Source organism: Blastococcus sp. SYSU D00868, assembly GCF_054050575.1.
Genome location: NZ_JBJGZO010000005.1, coordinates 148,397 through 173,181, shown reverse-complemented (window position 1 = coordinate 173,181; position 24,785 = coordinate 148,397). Strand labels below are relative to the sequence as shown.

At 73.1% G+C, this 24,785-nt stretch carries 28 protein-coding genes; 16 read left to right on the top strand and 12 right to left on the bottom strand.

All coding sequences use genetic code 11. The features are described 5' to 3' along the window. Window positions 1-2: 2 nt before the first annotated feature. Complete coding sequence (locus ACI79F_RS06750; protein WP_456546286.1) at window positions 3-548, bottom strand: DUF1990 family protein; 546 nt, start codon at window positions 546-548, stop codon at window positions 3-5. Between the two features lie 39 nt (window positions 549-587). On the opposite strand from ACI79F_RS06750, the gene ACI79F_RS06745 reads away from it, so the two are divergent. The 3 genes from ACI79F_RS06745 (at window position 588) to ACI79F_RS06735 (ending at window position 3,999) form a co-directional block, all read left to right on the top strand. Continuing rightward, window positions 588-1,445, top strand: a complete 858-nt coding sequence (locus ACI79F_RS06745) for a HipA family kinase (protein ID WP_456546287.1) — start codon at window positions 588-590, stop codon at window positions 1,443-1,445. A gap of 40 nt (window positions 1,446-1,485) precedes the next feature. Beyond that, complete coding sequence (locus ACI79F_RS06740) at window positions 1,486-1,872, top strand: DUF3037 domain-containing protein (protein WP_456546288.1); 387 nt, start codon at window positions 1,486-1,488, stop codon at window positions 1,870-1,872. A gap of 177 nt (window positions 1,873-2,049) precedes the next feature. Beyond that, complete coding sequence (locus ACI79F_RS06735) at window positions 2,050-3,999, top strand: PhoX family protein (protein WP_456546289.1); 1,950 nt, start codon at window positions 2,050-2,052, stop codon at window positions 3,997-3,999. A gap of 23 nt (window positions 4,000-4,022) precedes the next feature. Here ACI79F_RS06735 and ACI79F_RS06730 read toward each other — a convergent pair whose 3' ends face one another. The 7 genes from ACI79F_RS06730 to ACI79F_RS06700 all read right to left on the bottom strand — a co-directional run bounded on the left by ACI79F_RS06730 (window position 4,023) and on the right by ACI79F_RS06700 (window position 8,193). Beyond that, window positions 4,023-4,316, bottom strand: a complete 294-nt coding sequence (locus ACI79F_RS06730) for a 4a-hydroxytetrahydrobiopterin dehydratase (protein WP_456546290.1) — start codon at window positions 4,314-4,316, stop codon at window positions 4,023-4,025. Between the two features lie 24 nt (window positions 4,317-4,340). Then, window positions 4,341-5,051 carry a phosphoadenylyl-sulfate reductase gene (locus ACI79F_RS06725; protein WP_456546291.1) on the bottom strand — a complete coding sequence of 237 codons (711 nt, stop codon included), beginning with the start codon at window positions 5,049-5,051 and terminating at the stop codon, window positions 4,341-4,343. Continuing rightward, on the bottom strand, window positions 5,048-5,224 hold the full coding sequence (locus tag ACI79F_RS06720) for a hypothetical protein (RefSeq protein ID WP_456546292.1): 177 nt from the start codon (window positions 5,222-5,224) through the stop codon (window positions 5,048-5,050). The genes ACI79F_RS06725 and ACI79F_RS06720 overlap by 4 nt, the downstream gene beginning before the upstream one ends. Then, entirely contained in the window at window positions 5,221-6,894 is a 1,674-nt protein-coding gene (locus ACI79F_RS06715; protein WP_456546293.1) for a nitrite/sulfite reductase, read from the bottom strand. Before ACI79F_RS06715 ends, ACI79F_RS06720 begins: the two co-directional genes overlap by 4 nt. 97 nt (window positions 6,895-6,991) lie before the next feature. Then, window positions 6,992-7,078: a putative leader peptide gene (locus ACI79F_RS06710; protein ID WP_456546367.1), complete on the bottom strand. Its 87-nt coding sequence runs from the start codon at window positions 7,076-7,078 to the stop codon at window positions 6,992-6,994. 60 nt (window positions 7,079-7,138) lie between these two features. Beyond that, window positions 7,139-7,690 carry an adenylyl-sulfate kinase gene (cysC, locus tag ACI79F_RS06705; protein ID WP_456546294.1) on the bottom strand — a complete coding sequence of 184 codons (552 nt, stop codon included), beginning with the start codon at window positions 7,688-7,690 and terminating at the stop codon, window positions 7,139-7,141. A gap of 29 nt (window positions 7,691-7,719) precedes the next feature. Then, window positions 7,720-8,193, bottom strand: coding sequence for an RrF2 family transcriptional regulator (locus ACI79F_RS06700; RefSeq protein WP_456546295.1), 474 nt, complete (start codon window positions 8,191-8,193; stop codon window positions 7,720-7,722). A gap of 43 nt (window positions 8,194-8,236) precedes the next feature. Here ACI79F_RS06700 and ACI79F_RS06695 point away from each other — a divergent pair, with 43 nt between their 5' ends. After that, a complete protein-coding gene (locus ACI79F_RS06695) occupies window positions 8,237-9,007 on the top strand; it encodes a (deoxy)nucleoside triphosphate pyrophosphohydrolase (RefSeq protein WP_456546296.1) in 771 nt (256 codons plus the stop codon). 90 nt (window positions 9,008-9,097) lie between these two features. Here ACI79F_RS06695 and ACI79F_RS06690 read toward each other — a convergent pair whose 3' ends face one another. Then, window positions 9,098-9,268, bottom strand: a complete 171-nt coding sequence (locus ACI79F_RS06690; RefSeq protein WP_456546297.1) for a CsbD family protein — start codon at window positions 9,266-9,268, stop codon at window positions 9,098-9,100. Between the two features lie 398 nt (window positions 9,269-9,666). On the opposite strand from ACI79F_RS06690, the gene ACI79F_RS06685 reads away from it, so the two are divergent. From ACI79F_RS06685 to ACI79F_RS06655, 7 genes are all read left to right on the top strand, one after another. Continuing rightward, window positions 9,667-11,271: a peptide ABC transporter substrate-binding protein gene (locus ACI79F_RS06685; RefSeq protein ID WP_456546298.1), complete on the top strand. Its 1,605-nt coding sequence runs from the start codon at window positions 9,667-9,669 to the stop codon at window positions 11,269-11,271. A gap of 149 nt (window positions 11,272-11,420) precedes the next feature. Further along, window positions 11,421-12,344, top strand: coding sequence for an ABC transporter permease (locus tag ACI79F_RS06680; protein WP_456546299.1), 924 nt, complete (start codon window positions 11,421-11,423; stop codon window positions 12,342-12,344). After that, entirely contained in the window at window positions 12,337-13,308 is a 972-nt protein-coding gene (locus tag ACI79F_RS06675) for an ABC transporter permease (RefSeq protein ID WP_456546300.1), read from the top strand. The genes ACI79F_RS06680 and ACI79F_RS06675 overlap by 8 nt, the downstream gene beginning before the upstream one ends. After that, on the top strand, window positions 13,305-14,351 hold the full coding sequence (locus tag ACI79F_RS06670) for an ABC transporter ATP-binding protein (RefSeq protein WP_456546301.1): 1,047 nt from the start codon (window positions 13,305-13,307) through the stop codon (window positions 14,349-14,351). Before ACI79F_RS06675 ends, ACI79F_RS06670 begins: the two co-directional genes overlap by 4 nt. Continuing rightward, complete coding sequence (locus ACI79F_RS06665; RefSeq protein WP_456546302.1) at window positions 14,344-15,414, top strand: ABC transporter ATP-binding protein; 1,071 nt, start codon at window positions 14,344-14,346, stop codon at window positions 15,412-15,414. Before ACI79F_RS06670 ends, ACI79F_RS06665 begins: the two co-directional genes overlap by 8 nt. Before the next feature lie 134 nt (window positions 15,415-15,548). Further along, the gene (mshB, locus tag ACI79F_RS06660; RefSeq protein WP_456546303.1) at window positions 15,549-16,445 is read left to right on the top strand and encodes an N-acetyl-1-D-myo-inositol-2-amino-2-deoxy-alpha-D-glucopyranoside deacetylase; all 897 of its coding nucleotides are present in this window, start codon (window positions 15,549-15,551) and stop codon (window positions 16,443-16,445) included. Beyond that, window positions 16,442-16,870 carry a DUF6113 family protein gene (locus ACI79F_RS06655; protein WP_456546304.1) on the top strand — a complete coding sequence of 143 codons (429 nt, stop codon included), beginning with the start codon at window positions 16,442-16,444 and terminating at the stop codon, window positions 16,868-16,870. The genes mshB and ACI79F_RS06655 overlap by 4 nt, the downstream gene beginning before the upstream one ends. Here the strand turns inward: ACI79F_RS06655 and ACI79F_RS06650 are convergent. Next, window positions 16,824-17,582 carry a GNAT family N-acetyltransferase gene (locus ACI79F_RS06650; RefSeq protein WP_456546305.1) on the bottom strand — a complete coding sequence of 253 codons (759 nt, stop codon included), beginning with the start codon at window positions 17,580-17,582 and terminating at the stop codon, window positions 16,824-16,826. The genes ACI79F_RS06655 and ACI79F_RS06650 overlap by 47 nt on opposite strands. 155 nt (window positions 17,583-17,737) lie before the next feature. Here ACI79F_RS06650 and fdxA point away from each other — a divergent pair, with 155 nt between their 5' ends. The 3 genes from fdxA to ACI79F_RS06635 all read left to right on the top strand — a co-directional run bounded on the left by fdxA (window position 17,738) and on the right by ACI79F_RS06635 (window position 21,551). Further along, window positions 17,738-18,064: a ferredoxin gene (fdxA, locus tag ACI79F_RS06645; protein WP_158548659.1), complete on the top strand. Its 327-nt coding sequence runs from the start codon at window positions 17,738-17,740 to the stop codon at window positions 18,062-18,064. Continuing rightward, window positions 18,061-19,179, top strand: coding sequence for a succinyldiaminopimelate transaminase (gene dapC / locus ACI79F_RS06640; RefSeq protein WP_456578891.1), 1,119 nt, complete (start codon window positions 18,061-18,063; stop codon window positions 19,177-19,179). Before fdxA ends, dapC begins: the two co-directional genes overlap by 4 nt. Window positions 19,180-19,631: 452 nt before the next feature. Next, window positions 19,632-21,551 (top strand): HYR domain-containing protein, encoded by a 1,920-nt coding sequence (locus ACI79F_RS06635; protein ID WP_456546306.1) that lies wholly within the window; start codon window positions 19,632-19,634, stop codon window positions 21,549-21,551. 86 nt (window positions 21,552-21,637) lie between these two features. Here the strand turns inward: ACI79F_RS06635 and ACI79F_RS06630 are convergent, their stop codons facing one another. Both ACI79F_RS06630 and ACI79F_RS06625 read right to left on the bottom strand, forming a co-directional pair. Continuing rightward, the gene (locus ACI79F_RS06630) at window positions 21,638-22,285 is read right to left on the bottom strand and encodes a response regulator (RefSeq protein WP_456546307.1); all 648 of its coding nucleotides are present in this window, start codon (window positions 22,283-22,285) and stop codon (window positions 21,638-21,640) included. Then, on the bottom strand, window positions 22,282-23,709 hold the full coding sequence (locus tag ACI79F_RS06625; RefSeq protein WP_456546308.1) for a sensor histidine kinase: 1,428 nt from the start codon (window positions 23,707-23,709) through the stop codon (window positions 22,282-22,284). The genes ACI79F_RS06630 and ACI79F_RS06625 overlap by 4 nt, the downstream gene beginning before the upstream one ends. A gap of 197 nt (window positions 23,710-23,906) precedes the next feature. Here ACI79F_RS06625 and ACI79F_RS06620 point away from each other — a divergent pair, with 197 nt between their 5' ends. Together ACI79F_RS06620 and ACI79F_RS06615 are read left to right on the top strand one after the other, a co-directional pair. Then, the gene (locus tag ACI79F_RS06620; RefSeq protein ID WP_456546309.1) at window positions 23,907-24,419 is read left to right on the top strand and encodes a DinB family protein; all 513 of its coding nucleotides are present in this window, start codon (window positions 23,907-23,909) and stop codon (window positions 24,417-24,419) included. A gap of 167 nt (window positions 24,420-24,586) precedes the next feature. Beyond that, a complete protein-coding gene (locus ACI79F_RS06615; RefSeq protein WP_456546310.1) occupies window positions 24,587-24,745 on the top strand; it encodes a hypothetical protein in 159 nt (52 codons plus the stop codon). Window positions 24,746-24,785 lie beyond the last annotated feature (40 nt).

Below are 24,785 nucleotides of genomic sequence, written 5' to 3'. Positions count from 1 at the left end.
CCTCAGCCGCGCGCCGCGGCGCGCAGCGCCGCCAGGTACCGCCTGGTGGCCAGCGCCTGCGCCGCCCACGCGGCCGGACCGGCCACCCGCGCGGCGGGGGACGCCAGCCGCGAGAAGACCCGCAACACCACGGTGACCTCGCCCGACGGCGCGATCCGCACGAGGAACGCCTCCTCGCCGCTCTCCGGGTGGCCGGGCAGCGTGCCGTAGGCGAAGCCGCGCTCGTCGCCCTCGGTGCGCGCCCAGACCACCCGGCACGGGATGTCGTAGCCCAGCCGGTCCAGCCCGGCGGTGAGGACGACGACCGTGCCCGGTTGCGTGGCGGGGCCGGTGGCGCGCACCCGCAGGCCGACGCTGCGCTGCGCGCGCCAGCCGAACACCGCCGAGACGGTCCGCTCGAACACCGCGCGCCCCGACCCGACGACGACGGTGTGCTCGGAGTGCCGGTAGCCGGCCGGCAGCACGGGGTCCGCCGTGGCACCCACCTCGGCGTAGGTGAACGGGGCGTCGGCGAGGTCGGCCGGGGTCACGGCGCGCAGGAGTCCCACACCGCCGAGTCTGCCCCGGCCGCTAGGTTGGCCAGCACTGTGCTGCCCGCCGTCACCGCCACCCGCTACGTCACCCCGCTGCGCGAGGGTGGCTCGCTGCCGGGGCTCATGGAGGCCGACGACCTGGGCACCTACGTGGTCAAGTGGCGGGCCGCCGGGCAGGGCGTGCGGGTGCTGGTCGCCGAGGTCGTCTGCGGGGAGCTGGCCCGCGCGCTCGCCCTGCCGGTTCCGGCGCTGGTCACCGTCGACGTCGCCGCGGAGCTCGCGGTGGGGGAGCCCGACCAGGAGGTGCAGGAGCTGCTGCAGCGCTCGGCGGGGCGCAACCTCGGGCTGGACTACCTGCCCGGCGCGCTGGACTTCGAGGCCGGGGTGGCCGAGGTCGGCGCGGAGCTCGCCGGGCGGGTGCTGTGGTTCGACGCGCTGATCGGCAACGTCGACCGGTCCTGGCGCAACCCCAACATGCTGTTCTGGCACGGCCGCCTGCAGCTGATCGACCACGGCGCCGCGCTGACGTTCCACCACTCCTGGCCCGGCGCCCCGGCCGCGGTCGCCCGGCCCTACGACGCCGCCCAGCACGCGCTGGTGGAGTGCCGCCCCGACGTCCGCGCCGCCGACGCCGACCTGGCGCCGCGGGTGACCCCGCCGCTGCTGGAGCAGGTGCTGGCGCAGGTGCCCGACGAGTGGCTGGAGGGCCCCGGGGCCGACGAGCCGCCGGACGCGGTGCGGCGGCGCTACGTCGACCAGCTGCTGGCCCGCCTGGCCGCCCGCGACGCGTGGCTGCCGGGGCTCGTGGCGGCCGCGGCCGCGGGCGGCGCCGGCCGGCAGCGCCCCCGGATCGGGCAGAACCGGCCGGCGTGGCTGGGGCCGCCGCCGCCCGAGGGGGTCACCCAGCGGTGAGGCGCGAGTCGGAGCGGGGTGTCCAGCGGTGAAGGACGGGATGGACACCTTCGAGTACGCCGTCCTGCGGGTGGTGCCGCGGGTCGAGCGCGGCGAGTTCCTCAACGCCGGCGTGATCGTCTACTGCCGGCAGCGGGACTACCTCGGCGTCCGGCTGCACCTGGACCCCGAGCGGCTGCGTGCGCTGGACCCGACCGCGGACGCCGGGGCGATCGCCGGCGCCCTGCAGGCCGTCGCCGACGTGTGCGCCGCCGACGGCGCCGCGGGCGCGGCGGGCCGGGAGGCGCTGGGCTCGCGGTTCCGGTGGCTCACCGCGCCGCGCAGCACCGTGGTCCAGACCGGGCCGGTGCACACCGGGCTCACCACCGACCCGGACGCGGAGGCCGACCGGCTGCTGCGGCTGCTGGTCCTGCCGCCCACCGACTGAGGCGGCGGGCCGGACCCGTGATCCGGGCCACCCGATCCCGTTCCGGATACACGGCTGAGGTGAACGCTCGGTGATCGAGCGATTCACGTTCCGTGCCCGGACCGGACACCTGGCGGTCGACTCGACTCCCTAGCGTCCCGGCGGCAACCCTCCCGGGACCTCAGGAGCTCACCTTCCATGACCGTGTCGCCCGACCGCGCCCACGACGCAGCGATCGACCCCGACGACCTCTCCAGCAACCCCTCGACGGCCACGCCGTTCCGGGCCCTCGCCGAGGAGCGCTTCTCCCGCCGCTCCCTGTTCGGTGGCGGGCTCGTCGCCGCGGCCGGCTTCCTCACGGCGAGCGTCGTCCGGGCGCCCGGCGCCGCGGCGGCGCCCGGCGGGACGCCCGGCCGGCCGGCGGCGGGTGCCCCCGTCCTCGGCTTCCAGGCGATCCCGCCGAGCGTGGCCGACGACGTCGTCGTCCCGCGCGGCTACACGGCGCGGCCGTTCATCCCCTGGGGCACGCCGCTCACCGGGTCGATGCCGGCGTTCCGGCCGGGGCTGCCCACGGCCGGCGGCAACACCGCCGACGAGCAGGCCCAGCAGGTCGGCAGCCACCACGACGGCATGACGTACTTCCCGACCCGGCCCGCGGCCGCCGGCAACACGCACGGCGTGCTGGTGGTCAACCACGAGTACACCGACGAGTTCTACCTGCAGACCGGCACCACGAGCCGGCCGACGCGGGCCGAGTACACCGCCGAGATGGTGCGCAAGTCCCAGGCCGCGCACGGCGTCAGCGTCGTCGAGGTCCGCTCCCAGGGCCGCAACGGGTGGACCGTCGTCCGCTCCGACCTCAACCGGCGGATCACGGCGAACACGCCGATGACCTTCGACGGACCGGCCGCCGGTTCCGCGCTCCTGCGCACCACCGCCGACCGGGCGGGCCGGACGCCGCTGGGCACGATCAACAACTGCGGCAACGGCGAGACCCCGTGGGGCACGTACCTGACCTGCGAGGAGAACTTCAACCAGTACTTCCGCGTCGACGCGGCGGGCATGCCCGCGGCTGAGCAGGCGAACCTGACGCGCTACGGCGTCGGCGGGGACAGCTTCTACTGGGCCGACCACGACCCGCGTTTCGTCGTGTCGGCCGCCGACCCGCACGAGCCGAACCGGTTCGGCTGGATCGTCGAGATCGACCCGATGGACCCGCGCTCGACGCCGGTCAAGCACACGGCCCTCGGCCGGCTCAAGCACGAGGACGCCAGCACCCACACCGCCCGGGACGGCCGCCTGGTGGTCTACATGGGCGACGACCAGGTCAACGAGTACGTCTACAAGTACGTCAGCGCCCGGCCGTGGGAGCAGATGCGCCGCGCCGGCAGGAACCCGCTGTCGGAGGGCACCCTCTACGTCGCCCGGTTCGACGGGGACGGCAGTGGTGAGTGGCTGGCCCTGGTCCACGGCCAGAACGGGCTCACCGCGGCCAACGGCTTCGCCGACCAGGCCGACGTCCTGGTGCGGACCCGGCAGGCCGCCGACCGCGCGGGCGCCACCCCGATGGACCGCCCGGAGTGGACCGCGGTCGACCCGGTCAGCGGCACCGTGTTCGTCACGCTGACGAACAACACCTCGCGCACGGCGCCGAACGCCCCCAACCCGCGCGCGGCCAACCGGTGGGGCCACATCGTGCGCTGGGACGAGCGGAACGGTGACCACACCGGTACCCGCTTCGACTGGGACCTGTTCCTGCTCGCGGGTCCCGGCGGCGGCGTGGACGGCTCGACGATCGCGGCCGAGGACGCCTTCGGCTCGCCCGACGGCCTGTGGGTCGACCCGGACCGCCGCGCCTGGGTCCAGACCGACGGCTCGCAGCCCGGCGGGGCGAACAACCAGATGCTGGTGGCCGACGCGAGTGTGCCCTACGCCGCCGAGCCGGAGGTCCGCCGGTTCCTCACCGGCGTGATCGGCTGCGAGGTCACCGGCATCGCGATGACGCCCGACCGGCGCACGCTGTTCGTCAACCTCCAGCACCCGGGCGAGAACGGCGGGAGCACCTGGCCGCGGCTGGACGGGATCACCACGCCCCGCTCGGCGACCGTCGTGGTCACCAAGGACGACGGCGGCGTGATCGGCAGTTGAGGACCGCCGGCGCGGCCCTGTCCCTACGCGGGCAGGGCCGCGTCGATCCTCCGGGCCAGCTCCAGGTCCAGCTCCGTCACGCCGCCGGCCGAGTGGCTGACCAACGCCAGGTGCACCGTCCGCCAGCGCAGGTCGACGTCGGGGTGGTGGTCCATCGCCTCGGCGAGGAAGCCGATCCGCACGATCGCGGCGACCGCGTCGGGGAACGACGGCAGCTCGACGGTGCGCCGCAGCCCGTCGGCGTCGCCGGACCACAGGGACAGCTCCCGCAGCGCGGCGGAGACCTCGTCGGGGGACAGGCGCGGGGGTCGTGACACGGCGGTCAGTCTGCCGCCGTCAGCTCACAGGTGCAGACCGCACTCGATCTTGCCGCGGCCGGCCCACCGCCCGGCGCGCGGGTCCTCGCCCGGCGCGACCGGCCGGGTGCAGGGCGCGCAGCCGATGGAGGCGTAGCCGATCTCCTGCAGCGGGTTCACCGGCACCTGGTGCTCGGCGATGTAGGCGTCGACGTCGTCCTGCGTCCACGCCGCCAGCGGGTTGACCTTCACCATGCCGCGCTTGGCGTCCCAGTCGACGACCCGGGTGCCGGCCCGGGTGGCCGCCTCGTCGCGGCGCACCCCCGAGCTCCACGCGGCGTAGCCGGCCAGCGCCTGCGCCAGCGGCTGGACCTTGCGCAGCGAGCAGCACAGGTCGGGGTCGCGCTGGTGCAGCTCGGGGCCGTGCTCGGCGTCCTGCTCGGCGACGGTCTGCGGCGGCGTGACGTTCACCAGCGTGATCGGCAGGACGCTGGTGATCCAGTCGCGGGTGCCGATGGTCTCGGCGAAGTGGTAGCCGGTGTCGAGGAAGACCACCTGCACGCCGGGCACGGCGCGCGAGGCCAGGTGCGCGAGCAGGCCGTCGGCCATGGACGACGTCACGGCGAAGTCGTCGCCGAAGGTCTCCCCGGCCCAGGTGAGGACCGCGAGCGCCTGCTCGACCGGGTCGGCGATGCCCTCGAAGCGGGCGTCGGCCTCGGCGGCCAGCTCCGGCGTGGGCCGGACGGCGGTGGTCACGGGTGCACTCCTGTCGCGATCAGGCGGACCGAGAAGGCCCGCAGGCAGGCGCCGCAGCGCCAGCCCGAGGTCGTCTCGTCCTCGTACGGGGTCAGGTCCTCGTCCCCGCAGTACGGGCAGTGGAAGACCGGCAGCTGCCGGGTTCTTCCCGTGCCGCCGTCCTCCTCGCTCACAGCAGCCAGTCCTCTTCCGCGCGGGAGACGTAGTGCGCGAACGACTCGCCGTCGGTGCGCCGGGCGAGGAAGCCGCGCAGGAGGCGCTCGCAGTAGTCGGCGGTCTCGGCCTTGGTCACCTTGTGGCCGCGGAACTTGCGGCCGAAGGTCGCCTCGACGCCGAGGTGGCCGCCCAGGTGCACCTGGAAGCCCTCGACCATCTCGCCGTTGTCGTCCTTGACCATCGAGCCCTTGAACCCGATGTCGGCGGTCTGGAAGCGGGCGCAGCTGTTCGGGCACCCGTTGACGTTGATCCCGATCGGCACGTCGAAGTCGGGCAGCCGCTTCTCCAGCTCGGCGTAGAGGTCCTGCGCGTGCTGCTTGGTCTCGACGATCGCCAGCTTGCAGAACTCCAGGCCGGTGCAGGCCATCGTGCCGCGGCGGAAGGCGCTGGGCCGCACCTGCAGGTCGTGCGCGGCCAGCGCGTCGACCAGCGCCTCGACCTTCTCGTCGGGCACGTCGAGGATGACGAGCTTCTGCTGCGTCGTCGTCCGGATCCGGCCCTGCCCGTACTCGTCGGCCAGGTCGGCGATCGTGGTGAGCAGGGAGCCGGTGATGCGGCCGGTGCGCAGCGCGAAGCCGACGGCGTTGTTGCCGTCCTTCTGCCGGCTGACGCCGACGTGGTCGCGCTGGTCGTGCTTGGCCGGCGCGGGGGCCGGGCCGTCGGGCAGGGCACGGTGCAGGTACTCGTCCTGCAGCACCTGGCGGAACTTCTCCGGGCCCCAGTCGGCCATCAGGAACTTGATCCGGGCGCGGTTGCGCTGCCGCCGGTAGCCGTAGTCGCGGAACACCGACGTGACGCCGGCCCAGACCTCGGTCACCTCGTCGGGGCGGACGAAGACGCCGATCCGCTTGCCGAACATGGGGTTGGTCGACAGCCCGCCGCCGACCCACAGGTCGTAGCCGGCCTCGCCGGCCTCGTTGCGGACGCCGACGAAGGCGACGTCGTCGATCTCGGGCTCGGTGCAGTGGTCGACGCAGCCGGACATGGACGTCTTCCACTTGCGCGGCAGGTTGCTGAACTCGGGGTTGCCGACGTACTTCTCGACCGTCTGGGCGATGACGTCGGTGGCGTCGATGACCTCGTCCTCGAGGATGCCGGCGAGCGGGCAGCCGAGCATGACGCGAGGCACGTCGCCGCACGCCTCCATGCTGCTCAGGCCGACGGTCTCCAGTCGCCGCCAGATCTCGGGCACGTCCTCGATGCGGATCCAGTGGTACTGCACGTTCTGCCGGTCGGTCACGTCGGCGACGTCCCGGCCGAACTCGGTGCTGATGCCGCCGATGACCCGCAGGGCGTCGCTGGTCAGCTGCCCGCTGTCGATGCGGACCCGCATCATGAAGTACGAGTCCTCGAGCTCCTCGGGCTCCAGGACGGCGGTCTTGCCGCCGGGGATCCCCTGGGCGCGCTGGGTGTACAGGCCCATCCAGCGCATCCGGCCGCGCAGGTCCTGCGGGTCGATCGAGTCGAACCCGGCCTTCGCGTAGATGTCGATGATCCGCTGGCGCACCTCGAGGCCGTCGGAGTCCTTCTTCATGCGCTCGTTCGGGTTCAGCGGCTCGCGGTAGCCGAGCGCCCACTGGCCCTGCCCGCGCTGGGGCCGGTTGCTGGTTCGCGTGGGGGAGGACACGGAGGGACTTCTTCCTGCGCCGTTCGCCGGGGGCAGCCCCGGTCGGGAGGCGCTGCCAGGTCGGAGGCGCAGCGGGAGCTGCGGGGGAGGACTGGTGTCAGCGCTCGGCGCGACACGCGGCGCTGCTCACACGCGCCAGGTCGACGTGCCGGCGCGCGACGAGGAGGACGCCACCACCGGTCACGCCCCCGATGGTCTCACACCGCCGGGCGTGGCCGGTGTGACCCGGGTGACGCCGTGCGGGTCAGGCGACCGGCGCGGGCCGGCCGTCCATCGCCGCGCGGATCCGCGCGACGGACTCGGCCAGCGGCGTCACCGACGTGTCGATGACGAGGTCGGGGCGGGCCGGCACCTCGTAGGGGTCGTCGATCCCGGTGAACCCGGGGATCTCACCGGCCCGGGCGCGGGCGTAGAGGCCCTTCACGTCGCGGCCCTCGCACACCTCCAGCGGGGTGGACAGGTGCACCAGCAGGAAGCGGCCGTGCCGCTCGACCAGCTCCCGGGCCTCCTCCCGCGCCTGCTCGTAGGGCGCGATCGCCGCCACCACGACGGTGCCCCCGTGCTTGACGACCTCGCCGGCCACGAAGCCGATGCGCCGGATGTTGAGGTCGCGGTGCTCCCGGCTGAAGTCCAGCTCGCTGGACAGGTGGGTGCGGACGACGTCGCCGTCCAGCACGGTGACCGGCCGGCCCTCGCCCTCCAGCCCGGCCACCAGGGCGTCGGCGATCGTGGACTTGCCCGCACCGGAGAGCCCGGTGAGGAACACGGTGACGCCGGGGGGCGGGGCGGGGGTCATGCCCCCAGTCTCTCCGGACCCGCGGCCGGTCAGGCGGAGGGGGCGTCGCTGAAGGAGCGCCAGGCGTCCTCGACGGCGGCCAGGTCGGCGACCTCGGCCGGCAGCTTGCCGGCGACGACGTCGGCCAGCGACACCTCCTCGAGCACCCGCCGGTAGGCCGCCCGGGCGGCGACCCACACCGCGGCCAGCGGCTCGGCGGTGCCGGGATAGGACACGTCCTCGGGGCGCTGGCCGTGCACCTCGGCGAGGAAGCCCTGCTCGACGCGCATCACCCGGGCGATGGAGATCTCCTCCGGCGGCAGCGCCAGCCGGTACCCGCCCTCGCGGCCGCGCTGGCTGGTGACCAGCCGGGCGTGCTGCAGGTCGCCGAGGATCGACTGCAGGAAGCGGGAGGGGATGTCCTGCGCGGTGGCGATCTTGTCGCAGGTGAGGGCGCCGGGTGCCGCGGCGGCCAGCTCGACGGCGGCGCGGACGGCGTAGTCGACCCGGGCGGTGATGCGCATCGCCCCATCTTGCCGCCTCGCGCCCGTCTGTCAGGGTGACGCGGTGTACCAGCTGCGATTCACCACCGTGGTGGAGGCGCCGCTGACCGTCGCCTTCGACGTCGCGCGGGCCCTCGGGCGCCCGTGGGGCGAGCCGCTGGAGGAGGTCGTGTCGGTGCGCCCGTTCCGCGACGTCTACGCCGCCCGGCCGGGCCGCGGCTGGCGGTGGCTGACCCACTCGCGCCGCTTCTCCGCCACCGGCGCCGGCACCCTCGTCGACGAGCAGCTGGACTGGGCGACCGCCCTGCCCGGGGTCCTGGGTGGGGCGGTGGACCAGCTCGTCCTGCGCCGGCGGGTGGTCCGCGCGATGCAGGCGCACCTGGACGCCTACGCCGCGGCCGCCGCCCGGGCGGCGCTCGACGTGGTGCAGGTGGTCGGCGTGGCCCTGGTCGAGGGCGACCGGGTGCTGGTCGCCCAGCGCGCCGACGGCCCGTACGCCGGCTGCTGGGAGTTCCCCGGCGGCAAGGTGGAACCGGGGGAGGCCGACCTGGAGGCGCTGGTCCGCGAGTGCCGGGAGGAGCTGGGCGTGGACGTCGTCCCCCAGGCCTTCCTCGGGGAGGTGCCGCTGGACGGCGTCGTCGGCGGCGGCGCCCCGGGCGCGTCCACCCTGCGGGTCTGGTGGGGGCGCGTCGACGCCGGCGTGGTCACCCCGCACGAGCACGCCGAGCTGCGCTGGGTGGCGGCCGGGGACCTGGCGGAGCTGGAGTGGATCCCGGCCGACCGGCCGCTGCTGCCGGCCGTCGTCCGGCTGCTGACCGGGCCGGCCGCGGCCTGAGGGCGGGGACCGAGGCCTCCCGGACGCGGCGAGGGGGTGCGGCGCCCGCACCCCCTCGACCCGTCCGATCCGGCCGTCAGGCCGGCCGGATCACTTGAAGGCGTCCTTGATCTTCTCGCCGGCCTGCTTCAGGTTGCCGGCGGCCTGGTCCTTCTTGCCCTCCGCCTCCAGGTCGCGGTCGTGGGTGGCCGCGCCGAGGGTCTCCTTGCCCCGCCCGGCCAGCTCCTGGGCCTTGTTCGCCAGCTTGTCGTCGCTGCTCACGGTGAGCTCCTCTCCTCGGAAACACCGAGGTGGGTACCCTCGCGGACCTGTGGCGACACGTTCCGTGGCCGCCGTAATCCGTCCGGGTGTCCGCCGATGTGACCGCAACGGCTCCCGCGGCAGGGGCATCCCCACGGAGAGCTTCCGGCCGGCGTGTGAGATCGTGAGCCAAGGTCACAAATGGACAACGCCGGTGGCGGCCACCGCGAGGTCTCCCTAGCGTTGTTGGACGTGCACGGAGATGTTGCTCCGTGTCCACCTGTCCGACAGATGACCGCCAGGCCGCAGGCCTCGAGCCGGTGCCTGGCTACCCCAGTCCGTTCCCCCGCAATCGCGGGACGAGAGAGGCCTTCCACGTGAAGCTCAGCAAGCGCCCTGGGGCGCTCGTCGCTACGGCCGTGGCCGCTGCGATGGTGTTGTCCGCCTGTGGCGGTGGCGACGACGACAGCGGGTCGGACGCCTCGGGCGGCGGCTCCTTCAGCATCTACATCGGGGAGCCGGAGAACCCGCTCCTGCCCGGCAACACCGCCGAGTCCGAAGGCAACCAGGTCCTGGACTCGCTGTTCACCGGCCTCGTGAAGTACAACCAGGACGCGGAGCCCGAGTTCACCGGGGTGGCCGAGTCCATCGAGTCCTCGGACTCGACCACCTGGACGGTCACGCTGAAGGACGGCTGGACGTTCCACGACGGCTCGCCGGTCAACGCGCAGTCCTTCGTCGACGCCTGGAACTACAACGCCTACAGCCCCAACGCCCAGCAGAACTCGTACTTCTTCTCGAACATCGCCGGCTACGACGAGCTGCAGGCGCCCACCGACGACGCCGGCAACGTGACCGGTGAGCCTGCCGCCACCGAGATGAGCGGCCTGAGCGTGGTGGACGACCTGACCTTCGAGGTCACCCTGTCCGCGCCGTACGCCCAGTGGCCCACGACCGTCGGCTACACCGCCTTCTTCCCACTGCCTCCGGTGTTCTTCGACGACCCCGCGGCCTACGGTGAGCGGCCCATCGGCAACGGCCCGTTCCAGGCCGAGGACGACTTCGTCCCCGGGGCGGGCGGCGGCATCACCCTCACCCGGTACGAGGACTACGCCGGCGAGGACGCGGCCAACGCCGAGTCGGTGGAATACCGCATCTACACCGAGGTGGACACGGCGTACACCGACCTGCAGGGCGGCTCGCTGGACATCATCGACACCCTGCCGCCGGACGCACTGGCCTCGGCCGAGGCGGAGTTCGGTGACCGCTACCTGGAGACCACCTACGGCGACATCACCTCGCTGGGGTTCCCGACCTACGACGAGCGCTACGCCGACCCTCGGGTCCGGCGGGCCATCTCGATGGCCATCGACCGGGAGGCGATCTCCGAGGCCATCTTCCAGGGCACCCGCACTCCTGCGACCTCGTTCATCAGCCCCGTGGTCAACGGGCACCGCGACGACGCCTGCGACGCCTGTGAGCTCAACGTGGAGGAGGCCAACAGCCTGCTCGACGAGGCCGGGTTCGACCGGAGCCAGCCGATCGACCTGTGGTTCAACGCCGGTGCCGGCCACGAGGCCTGGATGGAGGCCGTCGGGAACCAGCTCCGGGAGAACCTCGGCGTGGACTATGTCCTGCGCGGTGACCTGCAGCAGGCGGAGATCCTGCCCCTGCGGCGTCAGCAGGGCATGACCGGTCCGTTCCGCGACGCGTGGATCATGGACTACCCGACGGCAGAGAACTTCCTCGGCCCGCTCTACTCCACGGACGCCATCGGCGGCTCGAACTACACCTTCTACAGCAACCCCGAGTTCGACGCGCTTCTCGAGCAGGGCAATGCAGCGGCCAGCGACGACGAGGCCGTCGCGCTGTACCAGCAGGCGGAGGACGTCCTCGTCCGCGACATGCCGTCGGCGCCGCTGTTCTACCGGGTGAACCAGGGGGCGCACTCGGAGAACGTCGACAACGTGATCATCGACGCGTTCGGTCGCATCGACGCCGCCGCGGTCACCGTCGCCGGCTGATCCGACTCGAAGGACACCCCACACCGACCGCCGGGGGCGCTCGTCCGACCAGGACGGCCGCCCCCGGCGGCGCGTGTGCGCCCGAACCTGCACGATAGACACCGGCGCCGCTTGAGCCAGTCGGCGGCGCCACGGAACCCGGGGGGACCATGGGCCGCTACGTCGCGCGCCGACTCCTGCTGACCATCCCTGTCCTGATCGGCGCGTCGTTCCTGATCTTCACGATGGTCTTCGCCCTGCCCGGCGATCCGGTGGCCGCCCTGGGCGGTGACCGGGCCCTCCCGCCCGCCGTCGAGGCGCAGATCCGGCAGGACTTCAACCTGGACGACCCGTTCTTCGTCCAGTACGCCAAGTACATCGGTGACCTGGTTCAGGGCGACCTCGGCATCGACTTCAGCCGGCGTCCCGTGATCGACACGATCGAGCAGCGGCTGCCGGTGACGATCCGGCTGGCCGTCGTCGCGATCCTGTTCGAGGCGATCATCGGGATCATCGCCGGTGTGCTCGCCGGCATCCGGCGCAACGGCTTCCTCGACAACCTGGTCCTGGTCTCCACGACGCTGATCGTGTCGATCCCGATCCTGGTGCTCGCCTTCGTCACCCAGTACGCCTTCGGCCTGCAGCTCGGGTGGTTCCCCACGTCCGGCATCGGGGAGGGCTGGTACAGCTACATCCTCCCAGGGCTGGTGCTCGCGTCCGGCTCGCTGGCCTACGTGGCCCGGCTGACGCGCACCAGCGTGGCCGAGAACCTGCGGGCCGATTACGTCCGGACCGCCAAGGCCAAGGGTCTCCCGCGCAGCCGGGTGATCATCCGGCACACGCTGCGGAACAGCCTGATCCCGGTCGTCACGTTCATCGGCGCCGATCTCGGCACCCTGATGGGTGGCGCGATCGTGACGGAGTCGGTGTTCAACCTGCCCGGCATCGGCCGGGCGGTCTTCGACGCCATCAACCAGCAGGAGGGTGCGCTGGTCGTCGGCATCGTCACTCTGATGGTCTTCTTCTTCATCTTCTTCAACCTGGTCGTCGACGTGCTCTACGCCGTCCTCGACCCGAGGATCCGCTATGACTGACCAGCAGCAGGCCGACCTCCGACACGACGAGGTCGAGGCCGGCACGACCACCGTCCTGGGCACCCCGTCCGTCGACGTGACCAGTGGCCGACAGAACACGCTGTGGACCGACGCGTGGGCCTCGCTCAAGCGCAACGTGCTGTTCTGGATCGGGTCGTTCCTCGCCTTGGTCTTCGTGCTCGTGGCCCTCTTCCCGAGCCTGTTCGCGCGCGGCGCCGACCCGCGCGACTGCCAGCTGCAGAACTCGCTCGTCAAGCCGTCGGCGGAGCACTGGTTCGGCTTCGACCAGCAGGGCTGCGACTACCAGGCGGCAGTCGTGTACGGGGCGCGCAACTCCTTGATCATCGGGCTGCTCGCCGTCGTCTTCGTCCTTCTCCTCGGCGTGGTCATGGGCGCGATCGCCGGCTTCTACGGCGGTGTGACCGACGGCGTCCTCTCCCGGATCACCGACGTCTTCTACGCCCTGCCGCTGGTCCTCGGCGCGCTGGTGCTGCTCCGCGTCGGGCCGACGACGGACATCCCGATCATCAACAGGCCCGGTCCGGGGGCCGTCGCGCTCGCGCTGGCGCTGTTCGGCTGGATGACGGCGATGCGGCTGGTCCGCTCCCAGGTCATCGCGGTGAAGAGCTCCGACTACGTCGCGGCCGCCCGGGCCATGGGGGCGTCGAACAGCAGGATCCTCGTCCGGCACATCCTGCCCAACGCCGTCGCGCCGGTGCTGGTGTACGCCACGATCACGATCGGGGTGCTCATCGCCGCCGAGGCGACACTCACCTATCTGGGCGTCGGACTCCAGCGGCCGGCGAACTCATGGGGCCTGCAGATCGAGGCCGGTCAGTCCCTGCTGCGGACGGCCCCGCACCTGGTGCTGTTCCCCAGCCTGATCCTGACCCTGACCGTGATGGCCTTCATCATGATGGGCGACGCCCTGCGCGACGCCCTCGACCCGAGGCAGCGCGCATGACCCGTTCCGAGATCATCTCCTCCACCGAGCCGGCCCCGACCGGCGCGGCCCTGCTCGAGGTCGACGACCTGCACGTCGAGTTCCGCCAGCGCTCCGGGGTCGTCAACGCCGTCAACGGCGTCAGCTACACCCTCGCCGAGGGGCAGACGCTGGCCATCCTCGGCGAGTCCGGCTCCGGCAAGTCGGTCTCCGCCCAGGCGATCATGGGCATCCTCGACACGCCGCCGGCGGTGATCACCGGCGGGATCCGGTTCGAGGGCCGCGACGTGCTGGCGATGTCCCCCGAGGACCAGCGCAAGATCCGCGGCCCGGGCATCTCGATGATCTTCCAGGACGCGCTGTCGTCGCTGAACCCCGTCTACAGCGTGGGCTGGCAGATCGGCGAGATGTTCCGGGTGCACCAGGGCGCCTCCAAGAAGGAGGCCAAGCAGCGGGCCATCGAGCTGATGGACCGCGTGCGCATCCCGGCCGCCGCCAAGCGGGTCGACGACTACCCGCACCAGTTCTCCGGCGGCATGCGCCAGCGCGTCATGATCGCCATGGCGATCGCGCTGGACCCGCGGATCCTCATCGCCGACGAGCCGACGACGGCGCTCGACGTCACCGTGCAGGCGCAGGTCATGGACCTGCTCAAGGACCTGCAGCGGGAGACGGGGATGGGGCTGATCCTCATCACCCACGACCTGGGCGTGGTCAACGAGGTCGCCGACGACGTCGCGGTCATGTACGCCGGGCGGATCGTCGAGCGCGGCACCGTGGACGACGTCTTCACCGACCCGGCGCACCCCTACACCGATGGCCTGATGAGCTCGGTGCCGCAGGTGGAGGCCAAGGGCGGCCGGCTGCAGCCCATCGCCGGCCAGCCGCCCAACCTGGCCGCCATCCCGAGCGGCTGCCCGTTCCACCCGCGGTGCACGCACCGCCGGCTCGGCGCCGCCGCGGCGCCCGGCCGGGAGTGCGCCACCGACGAGCCGCCGCTGCGCCTGGTCGTGCCGGGCCGCGAGGCGGCGTGCCACTACAGCGAGGAGGTCCTCGGTGTCTGACGTCACCACACCGGCCACCGGCGCCACCGCCGCGACGGGCGCCCGCGGCGCGCTGGGGGAGACGCTGCTGGAGATCCGCGGGCTGAAGAAGCACTTCCCGCTGACCCAGGGCGTCGTCTTCAAGCGGACCATCGGCCACGTCCGCGCCGTCGACGGGGTGGACCTGACCCTGCGCCGGGGCGAGACGGTCGGCCTCGTCGGCGAGTCCGGCTGCGGCAAGTCGACGGTGTCCAAGCTGCTGGTCGCCCTGGAGAAGCCGACCGGCGGCTCGATCGTCTACAAGGGCAAGGACGTCGCCGGGCTGTCCGGCCGGGCGCTCAAGGACTACCGGCGCGAGGTCCAGATCATCTTCCAGGACCCGTACGCGTCGCTGAACCCGCGGATGACCGTGGGCGACATCGTCGCCGAGGGCTGGTCGGTGCACGCCGACGTCGCGCCCAAGAAGGGCCGGCTGCAGCGGACCCAGGAACTGCTGGACCGCGTCGGCCTCAACCCCGACTACGTCAACCGCTACCCGCACCAGTTCTCCGGCGGCCAGCGGCAGCGCATCGGCATCGCCCGGGCCCTGGCGCTGCGGCCGGAGGTCATCGTCTGCGACGAGCCGGTCTCGGCGCTCGACGTCTCGGTGCAGGCCCAGGTGGTCAACCTGCTCGAGGACCTGCAGGACGAGTTCGGCCTCTCCTACCTCTTCATCGCCCACGACCTGTCGGTGGTGCGGCACATCTCCGACCGGGTCTCGGTGATGTACCTCGGCTCGATCGTGGAGGAGGGGACGGACGAGCAGGTCTACACGACCCCGGCGCACCCCTACACGCAGGCGCTGCTGTCCTCCGTGCCGCTGCACGAGCCGGCGCTGCGCGGCCAGAAGGACCGGATCCTGCTGCAGGGCGACGTCCCCAGCCCGGCCGACCCGCCCTCGGGCTGCCGCTTCCGCACCCGCTGCTGGAAAGCCCAGGACATCTGCGCCGAGGAGGCCCCGGCGCTGGTCGACCGCGGGCAGGGGCACCCGGCCGCCTGCCACTTCGCCGAGGCCCGGACGGTCGTCCCCGTCGACGCGGACTGAGCCGGGATCAGGTGACCTGATCGTGGCGCGTCCTCCCTCACGGTGTGCGGTGAGGGAGGACGCTCCAGGGTGAGGGAGGACGCGACCGGCGCCCGCAGCGGCGGCGCCGGGCGCGGCGGGGACAATGGCCGACCGTGACCGCTGAGCGCCGTGTGCTGTTCGTGCACGCCCACCCGGACGACGAGACGATCAACAACGGGGCGACCATGGCGCACTACGTCGCCGAGGGCGCCCGCGTCACGCTGCTGACCTGCACGCTGGGCGAGGAGGGCGAGGTCCTCGTCCCCGAGCTCGCGCAGCTCGCCCCCGACCAGGCCGACCAGCTCGGCGGCTACCGGATCGGGGAGCTGGCGGCCGCGATGACCGCCCTCGGGGTGACCGACTGGCGCTTCCTCGGCGGCCCGGGCCGCTACCGGGACTCCGGGATGATGGGCACCGAGGCCAACACGAAGCCGCGGGCCTTCTGGAACGCCGACCTCGACGGAGCGGTCGGGCACGCGGTCGCGGTCGTCCGGGAGACCCGGCCGCAGGTCCTGGTCACCTACGACGAGAACGGCGGCTACGGCCACCCCGACCACATCCAGGCCCACCGGGTGGCGATGGGCGCGGTGGACGCCGCCGCCGACCCCGCCTACCGGCCGGAGCTGGGCGAGCCCTGGCAGGTCGCGAAGGTCTACTGGTGCTGCACGCCGCGGTCGGTCCTGCGCGAGGGCGCCGAGGCCATGGCGTCGCTCGGGGAGGCCTCGCCGTTCGAGCAGCTGGGCGCGATCGAGGACATCCCCTTCGCCGTCCCGGACGAGCTGGTCACCGCCGCGGTCGACGGGCGCGCCCACGCCGCGGCCAAGGACGCCGCCATGCGCGCGCACGCCACCCAGATCACGGTCGACGGGCCGTTCTTCGCGCTGTCGAACAACTTCGGCCAGGAGGTGCTCGGCGTGGAGCACTACCGGCTGGTGCGGGGCGAGCGCGGCCCGGCCGGCGCCGGCCCGAACGGCTGGGAGGACGACCTGTTCGCCGGGCTGGCCGGGTGAGCGCTGCCCGGCTGAGGGCGGTCGCCGGGGGACTGCTGGCCGGCCTGGTCGCCGCCTGGTTCGCGCTGGTCGAGGTCTTCTGGCTGCCGCTGCGCATCGGCGGCGTGCCGGTGCCGGTGTCCATCCCGGCCGCCGTGGCCGCCAACCTGCTGCTCGTCTCGCTCACCCACCGGCTCACCGGGTCCCGGGTGGCCGCCGTGGTGCCGGCCGTGGTGTGGCTGGCGGTGGTGCTGCCGGCGAGCCAGCGGCGCCCCGAGGGTGACCTGGTGCTCACCGGCGGGTGGCAGGGGCTGGCGTTCCTGCTCTTCGGGGTGCTCGGCGCCTCGGTCGCCGTCGGGCGGGTGCTCGGCACGCCGCGGCCGCGGCCCACCGAGCCGCTCAGGGGAGCGGCGCGCGCCGGTAGTGGTAGCGGTGGTGCTCGATGAAGCCGTCCCGGCGGTAGAGCGTCCGGGCGGGTTCGTTCGACGCGGCGACCTGCAGGTACGCCCAGCGCGCGCGGCGTCCGGCGGCCCAGCGGTACAGCGCGGCCATCACCGCCGTCGCCAGCCCCTGCCGGCGGTGCGCCTCGTCGACGGTCAGCGCGCTCACGCCCAGCCAGCCGTCGGTCACCACGCCGCGGGCCACCGCGGCCAGCGGCGCGGGCTCCGGTGCCAGGCGCACCGCGGCGAAGACGACGTCCTCGGCGTCGGTGAGCACCCGCCGGGCCGCGGGCGGCAGCGGCCGGCCGCGGTGCCGGTAGCCGGCGAGCCAGGCCTCGTCGGGGGCGGGGGAGAGGATGACCGGCACCTCCGGCGCGATCCGGGGCGCGGGCAGCGGCGTGGTGAGCACCAGCACGTCCTCGTCGCGCTCCCAGCAGGCGGCGGCGAAGGCGGCGCCGGCCGCGCGGGCCTGGATGCCGGGCAGCTGCACGGTCGGCCGCAGGCCGTGCCCGGCGTACCAGCGGGTGACCGCCTCGACCGCCTCCGGCAGCGGCCGCCCCGGGTCGCCCACGACCAGCGCGGAGTTGGCCCGGCCGGTGAACCCGCCGGCCGCGCGCAGCAGCCAGTCGCCCAGCCGGTCGCACTCCCAGCCGCGCCAGCCGCGGGCGGCGAGCAGCTCCAGGCCAGTCACGTCCAGTGGCGAGCGGCTCTGTCCCATGCCCCGATCCTGCGGTGCCGTGCCGTCGCTCGCCCCGACGGGTGGGCGCGGCCCGACCGGTCGCACCTGTCACCCGGCGAGACGTCATACTGTGCGACGAGATGTGACCGGCGGCGGGCGCCCCGGTCGAGCTGCGCGTTCGGGAGGCAACCACCGTGACCTACGTGATCACCCAGGCCTGCGTCGACGTCCTCGACAAGGCCTGCATCGACGAGTGTCCGGTGGACTGCATCTACGAGGGCGACCGGATGCTCTACATCCACCCCGACGAGTGCGTCGACTGCGGTGCGTGCGAGCCGGTCTGCCCGGTGGAGGCCATCTACTACGAGGACGACGTCCCGGACAAGTGGAAGGACTTCTACAACGCCAACGTGGAGTTCTTCTCCGACCTGGGCAGCCCCGGCGGCGCGGCCAAGACCGGCAAGGTCGGCCGTGACCACCCGATGGTCGCGGCCCTGCCGCCCCAGGGCGAAGGGCACTGACGACGTCGGTCGCGGGCCCGTCCGCCGGCCTGCCCGACTTCCCCTGGGACTCCCTGGCGGGAGCGCGGGTGCGGGCGGCCCAGCACCCCGGGGGCGTCGTCGACCTGTCCATCGGGACGCCGGTCGACTCCACCCCTGAGGTGCTGACCTCGGCGCTCGCCGCGGCGGGGGACTCGCCGGGCTACCCGACGGCGCTCGGCACCGCGGACCTGCGGACGGCGGCGGCCGGCTGGCTGGAGCGCCGGCTCGGCGTCCGGGTCGCCGATCCGCTCGGCGCCGCCCCGTCGGTGATCCCGACCGTCGGGTCGAAGGAACTCGTCGCGCTGCTGCCCACCCTGCTGGGCCTGCGCGGCGGCGGCACCGTCGTCATCCCCGAGGTCGCCTACCCGACCTACGAGGTCGGCGCCGTGGTCGCCGGGCTGCAGGTGCTGCGCAGCGACGTCCCGCCGGCCGAGGCCCGCGACGTCGTGCTGGTGTGGCTGAACTCCCCGGGCAACCCGCACGGGCGGGTGCTGACCGTCGACGAGCTGCGCGCCTGGGCCGCCTGGGGCCGCGCGCACGGCGTCCCGGTCGTGTCCGACGAGTGCTACGCGATGCTCGGGTGGGACGTCGAGCCCCGCTCGCTGCTGCATCCGGACGTCGCCGGCGCCGACCACACCGGCCTGCTCGCGGTCCACTCGCTGTCCAAGCAGTCCACGGCCGCCGGGTACCGCGCCGGGCTGCTCTCCGGCGACCCCGCGCTGGTCCGCCGGGTGTGGGACGTCCGCCGGCACCTCGGCCTGCTCGTGCCCGGGCCGGTTCAGGCCGCCATGGCCGCGGCCCTGTCCGACGACAGCCACGTCGACGAGCAGCGGGAGCGCTACCGCGCCCGCCGCGACCGGCTGGCCGCGGCCGTCCGGGCGGCGGGCGCCCGGATCGACGCCTCCGAGGCCGGCCTCTACCTGTGGGTCACCCGCGACGAGGACTGCTGGACGACGGTCGACTGGATGGCCGGGCTGGGCATCGTCGCCGCCCCCGGCTCCTTTTACGGCCCGGCCGGCGCCCGGCACGTCCGGATGGCGCTGACCGCGACCGACGAGCGGATCGACGCCGCCGTGGAGCGCCTGGCCGGCTGACCGGGGCGGACTCCTCGGCAAGGGATGTGCGCCTCCACCGGTTGTCGCAGCTGAAGATCGAGATGCGGCTCCTCACGTCGCGGCGACGGCTGCACGGACAGGAGGCTGAGCGCTTCCGAGCCGGGTCGTCGATGAGTCCGCTGCGCCCGTTTCGGGCGTCCGGCTCGGAGAGCGTCGTCCGGGTCGGCACAGCGGCTCGTCGCTCGGCCGCGGGCAGCGAGCGTTGAGACATACCAACACCCCGCGAGCTTCCGCATCACGGCAGTGCAGCCGCATCTTGGTGGGCGGAGGCAGCCGATGGCGCTGCAGACACCGAACTCTCTCGGGGGGCTCACATGTCCAGAACACGAGCGGTCGCACGGCTCGTGACCGCGGTCGGCGCCTCGGCAGCGCTGGCTCTGCAGGCTGGTGCTGCCCATGCAGACAACGCGGTCGCCGATGGCGACGGCCTCGTGCCCGTCGCCACCAACACCCTGGCGTTCGGCGACATCTGCGTGGATCAGGGGCCGGTGACCAAGCCCGTCCTCTTGGCGGTCTCGCGAAGCGGGCAGGGGCAGGTCTACCCCAACAACGCCACGGTCACCTGGTCGGTGTCCTCCTCGTCGAGCAACATCACCTCCCCGCCCACGGGGCAGTTCCGCTCGGGCAACACGGTGCTCCTGCCCGCGGACTGGGCGAGCCGGGCCAACAGCACCCTGAGTGCACCGGTCACCGCGACCGTCACCGTCACGCCTTCCTCGGTGGGAACGGCCAGCGGCTCCGTGAACTTCACCGCGACCGGCGGCGGGGTGACCCGGACGGCCTCCCTCCCCTGGTCTGCCACCGTGAAGACCTGCGACACGACACCGCCCACGCTGTCGCTCCCGGGGCCGCTCTCAGCGGAGGCGACCAACGCACAGGGCCCGGTGGTCCGCTACACCGCCTCCGCGACCGACTCCGGCACCACCGTCCCCGTTGCTTGCACACCCGCGTCGGGCACGACCTTCCCGATCGGGCTCACGACGGTCAACTGCACGGCGACCGACGCCGCGAACAACACCGCCCGCGGTTCCTTCGACGTCACTGTCCGGGACACCAGCGCGCCGGTGATCGGCGACATCACCGCTCCGGTGGTCGCCGAGGCAACCAGCGGCAGTGGCGCGACGGTGACCTACGACGTCCCGACCGCCACCGACGCGGTCTCGGGCTCCGTCCCCGTCACCTGCGACCCAGCCTCGGGGGCATCCTTCGCTCTCGGCGAGACGACCGTCACCTGCACCGCCGAGGACGCCCGGGGCAACCGGGGTGTGAAGACGTTCACGGTCAGGGTCCAGGACACCACGTCGCCCGTGGTCGTCGTCCCTGACACCGTCGTCGCCGAGGCCACCTCCGCGGATGGTGCAACGGTCGGCTACCAGGTGAGCGCCTCCGACATCGTCGACGGTCCGCTCGACCCCCGGTGCACCCCGCCCTCCGGTGGGACCTTCCCCCTCGGCGAGACGACGGTGAACTGCTCCGTCGCCGATGCCGCGGGCAATCCGGCGGAGAACGCCTTCACGGTCCGTGTCGAGGACACCACTGCGCCAGTCCTCACCCCGCCTGCGAGCCCGACGGTCGAGGCCACCTCCGCAGCAGGTGCCCCGGCCACCTTCGACGTGACCGCCACCGACGCGGTCGGCGCCGGCCCGGTCACCTGCACCCCGGCCTCCGGCGCGACCTTCAGGCTCGGTGCCACCGAGGTGAACTGCTCCTCGACCGATGCCGCCGGCAACACCGGAAGGACGAGCTTCACCGTCAACGTCGTGGACACCACAGCGCCCGCCCTGACCCTGCCCGCCGACCAGCTCCTGGCAGCGACCGGCGTCAACGGTGCCCCGGCGACCTTCGCCCCCACCGCGACGGACTCGGTCGACCCCAACGTCGACGTCGTCTGCACCCCGGCGTCGGGGACGACGTTCGCCATCGGCACCACGAGGGTGAACTGCACCGCCACGGACGACGGCGGGAACACGGCCACGGGTTCCTTCACCGTGAAGGTCCAGCGCACCTTCAGCGGCTTCTACCAGCCGGTCGACGGCGCTCGCACACTGAACGCCGTGAAGTCGGGGTCGACCCTGCCGCTGAAGTTCGACGTCCTCGCAGGCAGCACTGAGATGACCAGCACGGACATCTTCGAGGGGTTGGCCGTCAGGGAGATCGCCTGCGGGGCCACCCAGCCGCTGGACGACATCGAGCAGCTGGTCTCCGGCGGTACCAACCTCCGGTACGACACCACGGGCCAGCAGTACATCTGGAACTGGAAGACCCCCAGCGGAGCCGCGGGCAAGTGCTACCAGGTGACCGTCAGGACCACGGACGGCGCCTCGATCAACGCCCTGTTCCGGCTCCGGTGACGCAGCACCGACCCTGACGGCGAGGGGCTCCGAGCAGGCGCTCGGAGCCCCTCGTCGTGGTACGTGCCGGCCGTCCCGGGGCGCGCTCAGTGTTCTCCGCGGGCCAGGCGGATCGCGGCTTCCCGGTCTGGCACCCGGAGTTTCTTGAGGACTGCGCGGATGTGGGTTCGTACGGTGACCGGCGCGACGAACGTCTTCCGGGCGATCTGGTCCGTGGAGAGCCCGGCGGCCATGAGCTCGAGGACCTCGGCCTCGCGCTCCGTGAGCTCCACCGGCTTCGGACGTCCGGGCAGCGTGAAGCGACGCCGTGGCTGTGACCGGAACTCTGCGATCACCTTGGTCACCAGCCAGCGGGGGAGGACGGCCTCCCCCGCGAGCACTCCCCGCAGCGCCGGCCCGAGCCGGGCGGGGTCCATGTCCTTGAGCAGGTAGCCGGAGGCCCCGGCGCGGAGGGCGGCGAACAGGTCCTCGTCCGTCGCTGACGCGGTCAGCATGACCACGGCCACGCCCGGCACCTCACGGGTGATGTCCGCCGCCGCCACGATGCCGTTGCCCGGCATGTGGATGTCGAGCAGACAGGCGTCCGGCCGCAGCTGCCGGGCCGTTGCCAACGCGGCATCCCCACTGCCCACCGAGGCGACCACCTCGATGCCCTGGTGGCTCAATGCCTCGGCGACCGAGATCCGCGTCGGGGTGTGGTCATCGGCGATGAGTACGCGCAGCGCTTCACTCACGGCCACCTCAACTGCACCCTCGTGCCCTGTCCCGGTGCGGACGTGATCCTGAGTTCCGCGCCGAGCTGGGCCGCTCGCTCCCGCATGCTCGTGAGGCCGAATCCGCCCGCGCGCGTACCGTGCGGGTCTCCGACGGCGAATCCCTGGCCGTCGTCGGTCACGGACAGGGAGAGCGGCTCGGAGGTCAGCCGGACGTCGATCCGCTGCGCCTGCCCGTGTCGGACGGCGTTGCGCACAGCCTCCCCGATGATCCGCAGCAGCGTCTCGCCCTCGGTGGCGGAGAGGCGTGCCCCGGTGTCCAGGTCGGTGACGACCTCGACGTCGTACCTCTGCGCCAGGTCGTCGAGCGCCTGTTGCAGCGCCGCCGGGAACGGCATGTCGTGTGGTCGGGTCATCGCCCGTAGCGCTCTGCGTGCCTCGAACTGCGCTCGGGTCGCCGCGGCGTCGACGCGCTCGGCGGTCGCGGGATCCCCGGGCTCCGCGGTCAACCGCTTCGACTGGGCGGCGATGTAGGCCAGTTCCTGGCTGAGCCCGTCATGGAGCTCTCTCGCCATGCGGCGGCGGTCCTCCAGCACGGCGGCGCGGGTGCGCAGCTCCCAGTAGGAGCGGATCTCTCGGGAAGCTCCGATGAGCAGGAAGACATAGAAGCCGAGCCGCAGGACGTCGCCGGTGTAGACGTACTCCGAGTACAGCGACGGGAAGAGCAGGTAGTGGACGCGAGCCAGCGCTGCGAGGACGCAGCCGGCCCCCAGCCACCGCATCAGCTCGTCGCCGGTGCACCGGCCTTGCCGGGTGAAGGCGATGGCGGCGACGGTGTAGCTGAGTGCACCCAGGGCTTGGACGACGAGGACCGCCGCGTGCGCCGCCAGGACTGGGCGGGTCCCGTCCCCGAGGGGTTGCGACGGGTCGACGGTGGGCGGGAGCGCGTCGCCGACGGCGGCCCCGACGGCGGTGACGGCCATCAGGGCCGTGCCGATGCCAGCGGAGAGGAGGCGAGTCGACCGGGGCCCGATCCGGACCACCGGAGGAGTCAGCGCCGCAGCGAGGAGCAGCAGGGTCCCGGAGAAGCGGACGAACAGCCCGGTCCACCGGCTGAAGTCCTCGCCCTGCGTCAGCGCCACGGCGCTCGGGACCGCAGTCAGTACGAGGTTGGCGCCTGCCACGGTGCAGAGGGCGAGAACGAGCAGGAGCTGCCGGGCCTGCCGATCGGTCCGGAAGCGGCCGTACAGCAGATAGGCGGCGAGCAGCGCGATGAGCGCGTTGGCGGTCTCCAGGGAGACGCGAAGCGCCGGAGCCCGATAGGCGAAGCCGAGGAAGGGCAGGAGGACGACAGCGAGCGTCGCACCGCCTGCGACGACGGCGGTCCGACCGGCAAGGGCGCCGTACGGTCGCGGCAGGGACGACCGACCCCCCGTGGGCGACACGGTCAGGACTGTAATCCGTCCGAATGCTTCTCGTGTCCTGGATCACACCGGTTCACACGCTGTCCGGAGGATGGGGAGTTACACGGTTCGACGGCCGGTGGCCGCCGCGCCCGTCGCCTTCCCGTCGTGACGGTGGTGCACCCGTTCCGACAGTTCCCTCGTGCGGTGACCGGTGGGCGCCGTTAGTTTGCGGCGGCATGACGCCTCCCCGCGTGCGGCCGCCCGTCGACGGCGACGAGCGCGCCCAGCTCGTCGGCTGGCTGGGGCTGCAGCGGGCGCTGGTGCCGTGGAAGTGCGAGGGCCTCGCCGAGGCCGACGCGCACCGCCCGGTGCTCCCGTCGTCCCCGCTGATGACGGTCGCCGGCATCGTCTCCCACCTGCGGTGGACCGAGCACTGCTGGTTCGAGGTGCTCTTCGCCGGCGCGTCGCCGAGCACGAACGTGCAGTTCGACGAGTCCCGCCCGGACGCGGACAAGCAGGTGGACGGCGTCGCGCTGGAGCAGCTGTTGGCCGAGTACGCCGCCCAGTGCGCGCGGTCGGACGAGATCGTCGCGGCCGCCGCCCTCGACCAGCCCTGCCGCAACCGGGAGTACACGCCCGGCGTGCACCTGCGGTGGGTGCTCACCCACATGGTCGAGGAGACCGCCCGGCACGTCGGGCACCTCGACGCCGTCCGGGAGCTGCTCGACGGGCGCACCGGCTACTACTGAGACCCCAGCAGGGCCTGGTGCAACCGGGCTCAAGCGCGGTGCCAGCGCACCGCCACCTCCGTGCAAGCGGTCGGGCGCACCGTCGTCCTGCGTCGCCGCGGACCCCCCGCCGCGGCGGCGCGCTCCCCGACCCGGGGCACCGCGCCCCCTGCACCGGAGGTCCTCAGATGACCACGCTGATCGTCCTGCTCGCCGTCCTCGCCGCCGTCTCGCTGATGGCCCTCGCGCAGACCTGGAGCGTCGGCACCCCCGACCGCGCCGGCCGCGGCGAGCCGGCGTTCGCCGACCACCCCGAGCTGTACGCCGTCCGGATGCGGGTCGCCTGACCGGCGCCCGCCCGCACCCCGCCCCGTCCTCACCCCCACC